General features: G+C 71.9%; 8 protein-coding genes. 3 read left to right on the top strand and 5 right to left on the bottom strand.

Annotated features, from left to right (window positions below):
• The first annotated feature begins 10 nt into the window (after nucleotides 1–10).
• Together G569_RS0132300 and G569_RS0132295 are read left to right on the top strand one after the other, a co-directional pair.
• The gene (locus G569_RS0132300) at nucleotides 11–1,867 is read left to right on the top strand and encodes a primary-amine oxidase (protein WP_028066479.1); all 1,857 of its coding nucleotides are present in this window, start codon (nucleotides 11–13) and stop codon (nucleotides 1,865–1,867) included.
• Complete coding sequence (locus G569_RS0132295) at nucleotides 1,867–2,700, top strand: SGNH hydrolase domain-containing protein (protein WP_028066478.1); 834 nt, start codon at nucleotides 1,867–1,869, stop codon at nucleotides 2,698–2,700. The genes G569_RS0132300 and G569_RS0132295 overlap by 1 nt, the downstream gene beginning before the upstream one ends.
• Here G569_RS0132295 and G569_RS59450 read toward each other — a convergent pair.
• Genes G569_RS59450 through G569_RS0132280 form a run of 3 tightly spaced genes read right to left on the bottom strand, consistent with a single transcriptional unit; the run spans nucleotide 2,687 to nucleotide 9,292 of the window.
• The gene (locus tag G569_RS59450) at nucleotides 2,687–7,924 is read right to left on the bottom strand and encodes a M36 family metallopeptidase (protein ID WP_084285888.1); all 5,238 of its coding nucleotides are present in this window, start codon (nucleotides 7,922–7,924) and stop codon (nucleotides 2,687–2,689) included. The two genes, G569_RS0132295 and G569_RS59450, sit on opposite strands and share 14 nt — an antisense overlap.
• 40 nt (nucleotides 7,925–7,964) lie before the next feature.
• Nucleotides 7,965–8,576, bottom strand: coding sequence for a glutathione S-transferase family protein (locus G569_RS0132285; RefSeq protein WP_028066477.1), 612 nt, complete (start codon nucleotides 8,574–8,576; stop codon nucleotides 7,965–7,967).
• Nucleotides 8,573–9,292: a dienelactone hydrolase family protein gene (locus G569_RS0132280; protein WP_028066476.1), complete on the bottom strand. Its 720-nt coding sequence runs from the start codon at nucleotides 9,290–9,292 to the stop codon at nucleotides 8,573–8,575. The genes G569_RS0132285 and G569_RS0132280 overlap by 4 nt, the downstream gene beginning before the upstream one ends.
• Before the next feature lie 27 nt (nucleotides 9,293–9,319).
• Here G569_RS0132280 and G569_RS53405 point away from each other — a divergent pair, with 27 nt between their 5' ends.
• Nucleotides 9,320–10,792 (top strand): aminotransferase class I/II-fold pyridoxal phosphate-dependent enzyme, encoded by a 1,473-nt coding sequence (locus G569_RS53405; protein WP_169542290.1) that lies wholly within the window; start codon nucleotides 9,320–9,322, stop codon nucleotides 10,790–10,792.
• Here G569_RS53405 and G569_RS0132270 read toward each other — a convergent pair.
• Together G569_RS0132270 and G569_RS0132265 are read right to left on the bottom strand one after the other, a co-directional pair.
• On the bottom strand, nucleotides 10,779–11,465 hold the full coding sequence (locus G569_RS0132270) for a hypothetical protein (protein WP_028066475.1): 687 nt from the start codon (nucleotides 11,463–11,465) through the stop codon (nucleotides 10,779–10,781). The genes G569_RS53405 and G569_RS0132270 overlap by 14 nt on opposite strands.
• 59 nt (nucleotides 11,466–11,524) lie before the next feature.
• Nucleotides 11,525–12,940 (bottom strand): RtcB family protein, encoded by a 1,416-nt coding sequence (locus tag G569_RS0132265; RefSeq protein ID WP_157592460.1) that lies wholly within the window; start codon nucleotides 12,938–12,940, stop codon nucleotides 11,525–11,527.
• Nucleotides 12,941–12,961: the final 21 nt, after the last annotated feature.

The raw sequence follows: 12,961 nt of genomic DNA, 5'->3' as shown, positions 1-12,961 counted from the left end.
GGATTCGCCCATGCACGCCCTCGATCCCCTCTCCGCGGACGAGTTCCGCCAGGCGGCCGCGGTCCTGCGGCGCGACCACGGCGTCAGCGAGCGCTGGCGCTTCGCGTCGATCGAGCTCAAGGAGCCGCAGAAAGGCGTAACCAGCGACGCCCGTGAGGCGATCGTGGTGTGTTGGAACCGCGACGGCGGCGCGGCCTATCGCGCGGTCGTGTCGCTCACGGGCGACACGACCACGTCGTGGGAGGAGTTGGCGGGCATCCAGCCCAACCTCACGCCCGACGAGTGGCATGAGTGCGACGAGGCGATGCGGGCGGAGCCGCGGCTGATCGAGGCGCTGGCCAAGCGTGGCATCACCGACATGTCGAACGTGCTGTTCGACGTCTGGGGCTACCGCGGCTTCCTCGTGCCCGAGCAGTACGCGGACCGGCGGGTCGGCTGGACGGACACGTGGTATCGAAGCGAGCCCGGGTCGAACCCATACGCGAACCCGGTCAACGGGCTGCACTGCGTCGTCGACCTCAACACGATGGAGCTGCTGGAGATCGAGGACACGTCCAGCGTCGACAAGCCCGCCGGCACGATGGGCGAGTACGTCCCGCGCTTCGTGCCGAACCTGAAGCAGCGCCAAGACCTGAAGGCCGTCGAGATCACCCAGCCCGAGGGCGTCTCGTTCACCCTCGACGGCCACGCGCTGCGCTGGCAGAACTGGTCGCTGCGGCTCGGGTTCAACCACCGCGAGGGGCTCGTCCTGCACACGCTGGCGTTCGGCGGGCGCAGCGTCGCCCACCGGATCTCGCTGGCCGAGATGGTCGTCCCGTACCGCGACCCGTCGCCGGACCACTTCCGCCGCACGGCGTATGACATCGGCGAGTGGGGCCTCGGCTTCATGACCCAGTCGCTCGAGCTCGGGTGCGACTGCCTCGGCGAGATCCGCTACGTCGACGCCGTCCTGCACGACACGGCGGCCGAGCCGTACGTCATCAAGAACGCCGTCTGCATCCACGAGGAGGACGACGGCGTGCTGTGGAAGCACGTCGACCACACCGAGGGCGCCGAGGTCCGCCGCGCCCGCAGGCTCGTGATCTCCGTCCACGTGACCGTCGCCAACTACGAGTACCTCGTCTACTGGCGGCTCTATCAGGACGGCTCGATCGAGTGCCACGTGCGGGCGACGGGCATCATGGTCGTCGGCCACCTGCCCGAGGGCGAGCCGGCCAAGCACGGCACGATGGTCGACCAGCGCACCTACGCGCCCTTCCACCAGCACTTTCTGATCGCCCGCCTGGACCTCGACGTCGACGGCCCGGACAACACCGTGCAGATGGTCGAGACGAGCGCCGCGGGCTACAGCGACGCGGACCCCTACGGGCTCGGTCTGAAGCAGACCGCCGAGACGCTGACGACCGAGGGCTTCCAGGACTACAAGTGGGAGACGCAGCGCGGGTGGAAGGTGACCAACCCGAGCTCGCTCAATCACGTCGGCACGCCGGTCGCGTACAAGCTCGTCCCCGGCGCGACGCTGCCACACATGCTCCCGGAGGACTCGCCCGTGCTGCGCACCGCCGAGGCGCTGCGCCACACGCTGTGGGTGACCCCGTATGACGCGGCGGAGCGCTGGCCGTGCGGTCCGTTCCCGAACCAGTCCGACACGGACGACGGGCTACCGACGTGGACCGCCGCCGGGCGCTCGATCGAGGACACCGACGTCGTGCTCTGGTACGTCTTCGGCATCCACCACATCACGCGCATGGAGGACTGGCCGATCATGCCCGTGGACACGGTGTCCTTCTGGCTCAAGCCGTTCGGCTTCTTCGACCGCAACCCGACGCTGGACGTCCCGCCGCAGCCTTCGCACTGCGAACACTGATGTTGCTGGAGCTGGCCGCGGCGATGTGCTTCGGGGCCGCCGCGCGCGACCCCGAAGTGCCGTGCTCGAACCCCACCCGGACCGTGACACCGTCGCTGACGGAAGCGCGGACGCTGCCGAACTCGCCGTGCCGGTCGATCGATCCCGGTCCGCCGGCGATCTGCCGCTTCGGAGCGAAGGCGGGCGAGACGATCGCGCTCGTCGGCGACAGCCACGCGGGTCACTGGCGGGCGGCGTTCGAGCACGTCGCGACGGCCAGGGGGTGGAGCGGCGTCTCGATCACCCGCTCGAGCTGTCCGCTGCAGAAGGCGCTGCGCGACCTGCGTGAGCCGCGCCGCACGCAGTGCGCGCGCTGGAAGGAGGACGTCTTCGCCTGGCTGGCCGCGAGGCCGGAGATCCGCACGGTGTTCGTCGCCGGCCTGTCCACCGGCTCCGGTGTGGTACCGCGCCGCGGCGAGACGCGCTTCGCCGCGTCGGTGCGGGGCTACGCAGAGGCATGGGCCGCCCTGGGCGACCGGCGCGTGATCGTCCTCCGCGACACGCCGCGCTTCCGTGGTGACACCGACACGTGCATCCGGCGGGCACTGCGGCGCGAGCGTGCACCCGGGCCCGCTTGCGCCGTGCCGCGCCGGTTCGGCCTGCCACGCGACCCCGCCGTCCGCGCCGCGCGAGACACCGGGCGCCAGGTGCTCGACCTCTCCCCCTTCTTCTGCGACCGCCGCTGCTACCCGGTCATCGGCGGCGCGCTCGTCGTGCGCGACGCCAACCACATGACCGGCACCTACTCGGCGACGCTCGGCCCGTACGTGCTGCGGGCGCTCACGGAGTCGTGACGGTCAGCGTGAAGGTGAGCGCCTTCGTGTAGGCGCCCGGGCGCAGGACCTCGTCCGCGGCGATCGACTGGCGGAACTCGACGGCGTTCGGGACCACGACCGGGGTGGTCAATGCCGTGAACGCGCCGTTCGTCGCGCGGACCGTGAGCGGCTGCGTCAACGCACCCGCGGGGCCGAGGAGGTAGCCGGCCTCCGCGCCCGTGTCGGCAACGGTCAGCGTTCCCCTGCCGGTCGTCGTCGCGGTCAGACCCGCCGTGTAGTCCCGCGCGACGCCCGGGATGAACGTGCCGAGGTCGACGCGCCGGGCGCTGAGCTCGAGCGCAAGCGATGCGGGCGTGACGCCCTGCAGCGTCGTGACGACGACCTCCTGCTCGGCGTGCGCGGTGACGCGGCCGTCGCTGACGGTCAGGCGCACCGTGTACACGCCCGCCACTTCATAGCGGTGCGGGAGGAGCGGCCTCGGCAGCGTGCCGCGCGCGACCTGGCCGTCGCCGAAGTCGAGCGTGTAGGTCAGCGGGTCGTCGTCGGGATCGGTGCCGCCGATCGTCGGTTGGGCGGCGAGCGGCGCGGGGCCGCTGGTGACATCGAAGGCCAGCGTCGCCGTGGGCGCGCCGTTGACGACCGTGAAGCGGAACTCGGCCGGCGTCGCGTCGATGTTGCCCGCCGCGTCCTCGGCGCGGGCGCGGAAGACGTGCTCGCCCGGCGTCAGCGCCTCGGCCCGGATGATCATCGCGCACGAGCCGTACTCACTGTCATCGAGCGCGCAGGCGACCGTCCCGTCGCTCGCGCGCACGGCAAACGTCAACAGTCCTGCGTGCACGGTCGCGGGCGGCGTCGCGTCGAGGAACGTGTCCGGCGCCGTCGTGTCGAGGGTGAAGCGCCGCACCGCCGGCGTCGCGTCGACGTTGCCGAGGTCGTCGGTGGCGGCGACGCTGAACGTGTGCTCGCCGTCCGCGCGCGGGTGAAGCGTGAGCGGGCTCGTGCACGGCACGATCGGCTCGCCGTCGAGCGTGCAGGTGAAGGTCGCGCCGGGCGGCGAGGAGGCGAACTCGACCACCGGAGTCGCGTTGCGGGTCACTCCCTCCGGGCCGCTGCTGATCCCGGTCTCCGGTGCCGTGGTGAAGAGCGTGAACGCCCACGTGGCGTCCGCCCCGACGTTCCCGGCGGCGTCGCGGGCGCGGACCGTGAACGTGTAGCGCGCGTCCTGCTCCAGCGCCGGGTAGGTGAACGGGGACGTGCAGGGCTCGAACGCCCCGGGCACCTCGAGCGCCTCGAGCTTGCACTCGAACGTCGCGCCCGCCTCGTCGGCGCCGAACGTGAACGTCGGCGTCGTGTTCTTCGTGCGGTTCGCCGGGCCGACCAGGCCGGTGATCGACGGCCCTGTGGTGTCGACCGTGAACGTCTGTGTCGCGGGCGTCGGGTCGACGTTCCCCGCGGGGTCCTTCGCCCGCACCGCGAAGGTGTGCGTCCCTTCCGTCCACATCACCACGTGCGGCGACGCGCACGCGGCGTACGCGCCGGTGTCGGCCTTGCACTCGAACGTCACGCCCGCCTCCGGCGACGAGAACCGGAACGGGTTCGGCCCGGAGTCGATCGTCGTGTCCGGCGGCGTCGTGTCGACGGTGAACGTGCGCGTGGCCGGCGAGGCGTCAGGCGTCCCCAGGCTGTCGGTCGCCCGCACCGAGAACGTGTAGTCGCCGTCCTCCAGCGACGCGTACGCGCGCGGCGACGTGCACGCCGCGTACGTGCCCGTCGCCGCGCCCGGCCCGTCGAGCTTGCACTCGAACGTCGATCCGGCCTCCGTCGAGGTGAACGCGAACGACGGCGACGCCCCGTTCGTGAGCCCCGTGGGCCCGCTCGTGATGCCCGTGTCCGGCGCCGTCGTCTCGACCGTGAACGACCGGGTCGCCGGCGTCGCATCGACATTGCCCACGGCATCCGTCGCCCGGACCGAGAACACGTACGTGCCGTCGGCCAGCGCGCTATAGGCCCGCGGCGAGGTGCAACTCGCGTACGTCCCGGTCGTCGAGCCCGGGCCGTCGAGCTTGCACTCGAACGTCGCACCCGCCTCCGACGCGAAGCCGAACGACGGGGACGCGTCACTCGTCGCACCCGCCGGCCCGCTCGTGATCTCCGTCTCCGGCGGCGTCGTGTCGACGGTGAACGCCCGCGTCTCCGGGGTGGCATCGACGTTGCCGGCCGCGTCACGTGCGCGGACGGAGAAGGTGTGCGCGCCGTCGGCGACCGTCGGCGCAAACGGCGACGTGCAGGTCGCGAAGTCGCCATCGTCGAGCTTGCACTCGAAGCTCCCCGGCTCATTGGAGCTGAACGCGAACGGCGGCCCGCCCGCGGCCAACGTCGTCTCCGGCGGCGTCGTGTCGACCGTGAAGGTCCTCGACGCGGGCGTCGGGTCGACGTTGCCCGCCGGGTCCTTCGCACGGACAAAGAAGGTGTGCGTGCCGTCGGCGAACGTCCGCGCGTCCGGCGACGTGCACGCCGCATACGCGCCGCCATCGACCTTGCACTCGAACGTCGCCGCGGGGTCGTCAGACGAGAACACGAACGGCGACGGGCCCGACTCGATCGTCGTGTCGGGCGGGGTCGTGTCGGCAGGCGTGAACGGTGTGCCGTAGACGGCGAACTCGGAGAGGTCCTTGAACTGGGCGCCCGCGCCCTGGGAGGAGAGCAGCGTCAGGCGGGCGTAGCGGACGCCGCTCGCGCCCGCGGAGGGCGCGACCAGGTTCAGCGTGCGGCGGTTCGCGCTGGTGAAGGTTCCGGTCGCGGCGACGGTCCAGGTCGTGCCGTTGGCCGAGGTCTCGACGCGGTAGCCGGCGGTGGCGGCATCGGCGCCGTCGCCGCAGGTCTCGGTGGGGTCGAGCCCGAACTGGGTGACATTGATCGTGTCCGGCAACTGGACGATCAGGTTCTTGTCAGAACCCGCGGTCGTCGACCAGCCGAGCACCTGGGACTGGTCGACGGCGGCGTTGGGGCCGCAGCCGTAGTCGGACCACTCGCGGCCGTTGGAGCCGGTGATCGTCGCGCCGCCCTTGCTCGCGGCCCAGTCGCGCTTGACGACGGCGTCGTAGGTCAAGGTCGCGCCCGCCCCGAGCGACAGCGCGGTGACCGGTCCCTCCCACCCGCTGCCACCGGCGGTGACCTTCAGATAGGAGCCGGCCGGCACGTCGGCGATCGTGTAGCGGCCGTCCGCGCCCGTCACCGCGCTCACGGTGCCGAGGCCGCCCGCAAGTCCGACGGTCACGCCCGCCACGCCCGCCCCGCCGATCGCGTTCGTCACCCGCCCGGTGATCGTCCCGACCGCCCCACCGGCCGCGGGCGGCAGGGCGAAGCTCTCGGCCGGCGCGGTGTCGTCGCCGTTCAACGCGGCGGCGTAGAAACCCATCCCCCGCCCCGCGAACACCGCCCACAGCGTCAAAGCGTCGGCGCCGCCGTACAGCGTCTGGTCGGCGAGGAAGATCGCGTTGCGCGCGTCCAGGAAGGACGGCTCGGGCGCCAGCAACGACATCCCCGTCGTCACCAGCGCCCGGGCCTTCGCGGGCCCCACCGCGGTGCGCAGGTCCCAGAGGGTCTGCGCCCAGATCTCGCCGTCGGCGTGGACCTCCGCGCCGCCGGCGATCCGCCCGAAGTCGCCGTACGTGAACCCGCCCGAGCCGAGAACCGGGCGCCCCGGGCAGGCGACCGGATCGGCGCCGACCGGCGGGCAGTCCAGGGGTGAGAAGCGCAGCTTCGACGAGGAGCCGGGCAGGTCGGTGTAGGCGCCCATCACGACCTCGCCCACCGCGCCCGTGTCCAATCCCGGGAACTGGTCGACGATGAAGTCCATCGCGTAGAAGTCGCTCCAGGCCTCCCCCATCGCCCCCGCCTGCGCGGAGTTGACCGCGCCGTAGCCGTCGGCGTCGTGGACGAGCCGGTTCGAGAGCCCGTGGGTGTACTCGTGGTAGACGATCGCGGCGTCGCTGCCGCTGGAGATGCGCCGGAACGGCGAGCTCCACAGGTACATCTGCATCCGCGGGTGCGAGCCGTTGGGCGGCGTGAACATGTTCGCGTTGTTGAGGTGGTTGCCGTCCGGGCCCGTGCTCGCGCCGTCCATCGTCTCCAGCAGCAGGTCGTCGGCGCCCTCGAACGCGCCCATCGAGCCGGTGAAGCCGAGCGACGCCAGGTGATCGTGGAAGCGGTTGGCGAAGTAGAAGGCCTGGACCGCGTCCTGCTGTCGATTCAAAGTCCGATCCGAGGCGGAGCTCCAGGCACACAGGTGCGCCGCGTCGCAGCCCGTCCCGCCGACCGCCTGCAGCGGGAAGTTGAACCCGCCGCCCACCCGCGTGACCTCCTCCGAGGCGGACGCGACATCGTTGTCGTCGAGGTCGCTGTACGCATGCACGTTCGAGCCGTCGAGGGTGGTGGCCGACGCGGCCAGCCAGGGTTCCAGATCGACGGTCCTCGCGGTCCCGCCGGCCCCGCTGCCCGGGAAGCGCTCCCAGACCGACGCGGGCGAGTCGCTGAACACCATGTTCACCCGCCGCAGCACCTTCCCGGTGCGTGCGTCGACCGTCGCGTCGTAGACCGCGTCGGCGTCGGCGCGGTACTGGACGCGCCACGCCAGGCGCCCGTCGAATGTGACGAGCGACGCCGACGTGTCCCGCCCGTACGACGTCGTGCGCCGCGCACCCCGGGGCGCGCCGAGACGCACCAGCGACCGGTGCGAGCCGACGTCGTCCTGGACGGCCCGGACCGCCTCGCCCGCGTCCACGGACGGCGTCGTCGTCGGCACCGTCAAGTCATGTGCGGGCGATCCGAGCACGTTCAGCACCCGCCCGTCGCGCCCTACGTTCACCCGCAACGCGTGGTCGGCCGCGGGGATCCCGTCGACCGTCTGGCGCCACTCGATCGACGTCACGCCGCCCGGCTGGGACTCGATGACGGGGGGACCGACGACGTCCCCGGCGCTCAGACCCAACGACGCGAGATTCGCGCGCACATACGACGAAGCGACCGACTCAGGCGAGCGCGCCGACGCACCGGTCAGCGTCCCGTCCAGGCGCGCGAGCACCCGCGGCGTACCCGTGCGCCGGTCCAGGTCGATCACGCCCTGGCGGCCGAGCCGCTTCTGCCACTCCGTGCGATCCGCCCGCTCCCTGGCCTGCGCGACCCCGGCCAAGGGGAAGGCCAGGAGGGCGAGCGCGACCCCTAGCGCGCACCTTCCTCCCATTCGAGCCACGAACTATCGACGCTGCGCCCCGGTGCCGCGATCAGCTATCCGTCCACGTGATCGGCTGAAGGTCATTGACGAAGCCCGGCTGCGCTTCGACACGCTCGATCCAGGCGTTGATCCGCGGATACTCGCTCAGGTCCGCGCCCGCCTCGTCGGCGCAGTGCACGTAGCCATACAACGCCATGTCGGCGACGCTGTAATCCCCCGCGATGAAGTCGGCGACGAGCCCGCGCTCGAGCGTCTCCATGCCGCGCCGCCCCTGGCGCAGCCGCTCGCCGAAGACCTCCGGGTGCTTCTTCACCCGCCCGACCGCGGCCATGAAGCGCGCGACCGCGATCCCCGGCTCGATCTGGTTCTGCTCGAAGAACAGCCACTGGTGCACGCGGAAGCGCGCCAGCCGGTCGTCCGGCAGGTACGGCGTCCCCTCGGCCAGATAGAGCAGGATCGCCGCCGACTCCGGCAGCAGCTCGCCCGAGTCGAGCTCGAGCACCGGGACGCGTCCGTCGGGGTTGCGCGCGAGGTGCTCGGGACGGCGGGTCTCGCCGGCGAACAGATCGACCGTGACGCGCTCATACGACAGCCCCAGGTGGGCGAGCAGGATGCGGACCTTCAGGCAGTTCGCGGAGACCGGGTGGTCGTAGAGGATCACAGCGTCCTCCTCAAGAACGCGACCGTCTCGGCGAACGCCAGGTCGGTGGCCTCGGGGTCGAACCGCGGACCGATGTCGCGCCCGAACGCGTGCTCGGCGTCGAACTCGAGCCAGCGGAACGCCGGCCCGCCGTCGAGCGCGGCTCGCACGGTCTCGCGCGCCGCGGACGGCGTGTGCGGATCGCGCGAACCGAAGATCAACAGCAGCTCGCCGGAGATGTCCGCGACGCGCTCCAGCGAGTCGGTCTTGTCCTTGCCGAGCTTGCCGTCGTGCAGGCCCGTCGGGTACCACAGCGCGCTGCCACGGACGCGGGGGTCGAACGCGGCACGGAACCCGAGATGCCCGCCCGTGCAGTGGCCGGCGGCGCCGACGCTGGGGCACACGGACGCCAGCCAGTCCAGCGCCGCGGCGATGTCCTCGTCGAACTCGGCGGTCGTGATCGCCTCCGCGTCCGCCTGCCCGCGCGCCTTGCCCGGGTCGTCGAATCCCAGCACCGTTCCCGCGGGCTCGACGCGGTGGTAGATCTCCGGGACCGCGACCAGGAAGCCGTAGCCGGCCAGCCGGACCGCCCAGCGCAGGCTGGACTCGGTCAGCTGGAAGATGTCGGTGTAGAAGACGATGCCGGGATAGGACCCGGGCGCCGTGGGCTTGGCCACGAAGGTGCGCATCGCCCGCTCGCCCACCGGCACGTCGACGTATTCGCGTGTGAGGACCACGGCGGGAATCCTGCCATGCTCCGCGACATGGCCTCCCCCGACCAGCCGCAGGCGCCGTATCTGAACGCCGTCGTCGCGTACGGGTTCCGCGGCTCCACCCGCTTCCACGTGCCCGGCCACAAGGCGGGCAACGGCGCCGACCTCGGTGTGCGCACAGCGATCGGCTGGCAGACGCTCAAGCTCGACATCCCGCAGGACATCCACGGCGTCGACCTGGGCGAGTCGCCGACGCCGTACGAGCGGGCGGAGCAGCTGGCGGCCGAGGCCTACGGCGCCGCCCGGTCGTGGTTCCTGACCAACGGCGCCACGCAGGGCAACCACGCGCTCTGCCTGGCGCTGGCGCCGCTGGGCGCGCCCGTCGTCGCGCAGCGCAACGCGCACGCGTCGGTGATCGACGGCCTCGTGCTGAGCGGCGGCCTCCCGACGTGGGTCGCGCCCGAGTACGAGCCCGAGCTCGGCATGGCCCACGGGGTCACCCCCGACTCGCTGCGCGCGGCGCTGGAGGCGACGCCGGGAGCGCGGGCCGCGTTCATCGTCTCCCCGACGTACTACGGCATGGCCGCCGACGTCGCCGGCTGCGCGGACGTGGCGCACTCGTTCGGCGTGCCGCTCGTCGTCGACCAGTCCTGGGGCCCGCACTTCGGCTTCCACTCCGAGCTCCCGCCCAACGCGCTCAGCGTCGGCGCGGACGCGATGCTCACCTCGGTGCACAAGATCGCGGGCTCGCTGACGCAGTCGGCGCTGCTGCACGTCGGCGACAGCGGACGGATCAACCCCGACGCGATCGCACGCACGCTGCGGCTGATGCGCTCGACCTCGCCGTCCTCGCTGCTGATGCTGTCGCTCGACGGCGCGCGCCGCCAGCTGGTCCTCCACGGGGAGGCGCTCTTGAGCGGCACCATCGCCGCGTCCCGCCGGACCGCCGAGGCGATCGACCAGATCCCCGGTTGCCGCGTCGTCGGCGACGAGGAGATCGGCCGGCCGGGCGTCGCCGCACGAGATCCCCTCCGGCTCGTGATCGACGTGCGCGGCACCGGCGCGACGGGCTACGAGATGGCCGCCGCGCTGCGCTCGAACTTCGACACCCAGGTCGAGCTCGCCACGCAGGCCACGATCGTGCTCGTCCTCGGCATCGACGAGATGCCGCGCGAGCTCGAGCGCTTCGTCCACGACCTGACGTCGATCGCCTCCCGCATGGAGCGGCCGGGCATCACCGAGGAGGTCACGCTCGCCACCGGCACGTTCGAGAACGAGGTCGTGATGCCGCCGCGCGACGCGTTCCTGGGCGAGTCGGACGTCGTCGCCGTCGACGACGCCGTCGGCCGCGTGAGCGCGGAGGCGATCGCCGGCTACCCGCCCGGCATCCCCGTGCTGCTGCCGGGCGAGCGGATCACCGACGAGGTGATCGAGTACCTGCGCTCCTTGAAGGCCGTGGGCGCCCGCCTGCACGGGGCGAGCGACCCGGACTTCAAGACGATCTGCGTACTCAGCGGTCCGTGACCAACCCCACCTCGCCGTCCTCCTTCCACAACCGCTCGAGGACGGTCGCGGGCATGCGGGTGAGGTGCGGGAACCCGCGGCCCCACGAGTTGAGCACGTCGACGTAGTCGAGGCCGCCGTAGCCGAGCGTGGTCAGCACGTCGTCGATCGAGCGCGCCCAGCGGTTGGCCTTGATGCCTTCGCCGACCGCCTCCGGGCTGGTCTTGCCGCCGTCGACGACGCAGTGGCCGCGCTTGCGCAGCACGTCCAGCCCGGCGCGCACCGAGGTGCCGTCGTAGTCCTCCCCGGGCCACTCGTCGATCTTCTTGGCCTCGTGGTAGAGCCAGAAGCCGTCATAGGTCTTGCGGTTGAGCTGTGACGTCAGGCGGCTGATCCCGAACCCGACGCAAGCCCCCTCTTCGCCTTGGTTGTAGAAGTCCCACCAGGCGTCGGGGTCGTTGGTCCCCTTCGGCTTCAGGCACACGCAGTGCCCGCCGCGGACCGTCGAGAGCTTGCCGTCTCGGGCGATCCAGTAGTGGCCTTGATCGTCCTTCACCGGCGCGTCGAACTCGACGTACCAGTTCACGCCGATCACGACCGGCGTGGGCTTGGCGGGCACCATGCTCGCCATCAGCGGGTACTTGTCGACGTGCGTCCAGTCGGTTGGTGGGCGGCGTCCAAGTGGTCCGGGCATGGCGGGACACTACGCCGTTCCGCACTGGCTGGGCAAGGGCCGGGCGGGCAGGCGAAGGGTCAGTCCTCGGGACGCTCGCCCGCGTCGGCCATGCGGACGATGCGCGGATCGAAGCGGGCGATGACGTCGACGAGGTCGGTCTGCTGGGCCATGACCTCCTCGATGTCCTTGTAGGCGAACGGGTTCTCGTCGATCCCCGCCGAGAGCAGCTTGACGCCGCGCTCCTTCAGAACGGGCGTGATCATCTTCCAGTTGAACTGCTGCGTGGCCGCGGTGCGGCTCATGCGGCGGCCGGCGCCGTGGGCGGCGGACTCGATGCTGTCTGGCGCGCCCTTGCCGCGCACGACGAAGCCGGGCGCGGCCATCGAGCCCGGGATCACGCCGAGCTCGCCCGCGGCCGCCGGCGTCGCGCCCTTGCGGTGCACGCCGACGGTGCGGCCGTCGCGCTCGTACTGCCAGAAGTAGTTGTGGTGGTTCTCGACGCCGGCGAGGACCTCGGCCTTCAGGCTGCCTGTCACGCGCTCGTGGATGACCGCGTGGTTGGCCGAGGCGTACTCCCCCATCAGCTGCATCAGCGCGAGGTACTCGCGGCCCGAGTCGTGGTCGAGGTCGAGCCACGACAGGTACGAGAGCTCCTTGGGCAGCTCCGGGCGCAGCTCGCGCGCAAGCTTGGAGTAGTGGCCGGCGATCTGCGCGCCCGCGCCGCGGCTGCCCGAGTGCGACAGCAGCGCCACGTAGCGCCCGGCCGGCAGCCCCAGGTCAGGCGACGGCAAGGTGAGCAGGCCCCACTCGACGAAGTGGTTGCCGCTCCCGCTCGACCCCAGCTGCTTCCACGCGCGGTCGCGGACGCGCTGCACCAACGGCGTCAACCGCCAGCGCTCGTCGTGGATCGCTTCATGGTCGGCGCGGCGCTTGAGCGAGCCGCCCGTCCCGAACGCGGTCTCCTTGAGCAGCGCGTCCTCGAGGTGGCGTCCGTCGTCGAGCGCCGAGGGGTCGATGTCGACGATCGAGAGCTTCATGCGGCAGGCGATGTCGACGCCGACGGCGTACGGGATCACGGTCCCCTCGGTCTCCAGCACGCCGCCGATCGGCAGCCCGTAGCCGCGGTGCGCGTCCGGCATCAGCGCGCCGCGCAGGGCGCTCGGGAGCCGCAGCGAGTTGCGCATCTGCTCGAGCGCGCCCGGGTCGACGTCGCCGCAGTAGCTGACCATCGGCGCCGGGGCGTCACGCTCGACGAACCGCTTCTCGGCCTCGGCCGCCGCCTCGATGAGCCGCTCCGCGACCTGCGCGAAGTGCGGGTCCGACATGTGCTCCGCCGGAGCGGCGGCCACGTCGGCCAACCGGGCGAGCGCCTCGTCGCGGCCGAGCTGCTTGACGGCGCGAGGCATGCAGCGCAGCGCCACACCCATCACCGGCCCGTCCTCGATGCCCGCGGCGCGGATGTCTCCACCCCGGATCTTCCCGTTGCTGCTCATCACCCTCACCGTAGGGCGTTC

The organism is Solirubrobacter soli DSM 22325, assembly GCF_000423665.1.
Taxonomy (GTDB): domain Bacteria; phylum Actinomycetota; class Thermoleophilia; order Solirubrobacterales; family Solirubrobacteraceae; genus Solirubrobacter; species Solirubrobacter soli.
Note: the sequence above shows the minus strand (reverse complement) of the source record. Positions and strands in the feature narration are given on the sequence as shown.

Bases quoted from the DNA above. Each gene is read 5' to 3' on its own strand.
- G569_RS0132300 (WP_028066479.1), top strand. From the start codon at position 11: ATGCACGCCCTCGATCCCCTCTCCGCGGACGAGTTCCGCCAGGCGGCC.
- G569_RS0132295 (WP_028066478.1), top strand. From the start codon at position 1,867: ATGTTGCTGGAGCTGGCCGCGGCGATGTGCTTCGGGGCCGCCGCGCGC.
- G569_RS59450 (WP_084285888.1), bottom strand. From the start codon at position 7,924: ATGGGAGGAAGGTGCGCGCTAGGGGTCGCGCTCGCCCTCCTGGCCTTC.
- G569_RS53405 (WP_169542290.1), top strand. From the start codon at position 9,320: ATGGCCTCCCCCGACCAGCCGCAGGCGCCGTATCTGAACGCCGTCGTC.
- G569_RS0132270 (WP_028066475.1), bottom strand. From the start codon at position 11,465: ATGCCCGGACCACTTGGACGCCGCCCACCAACCGACTGGACGCACGTC.
- G569_RS0132265 (WP_157592460.1), bottom strand. From the start codon at position 12,940: ATGAGCAGCAACGGGAAGATCCGGGGTGGAGACATCCGCGCCGCGGGC.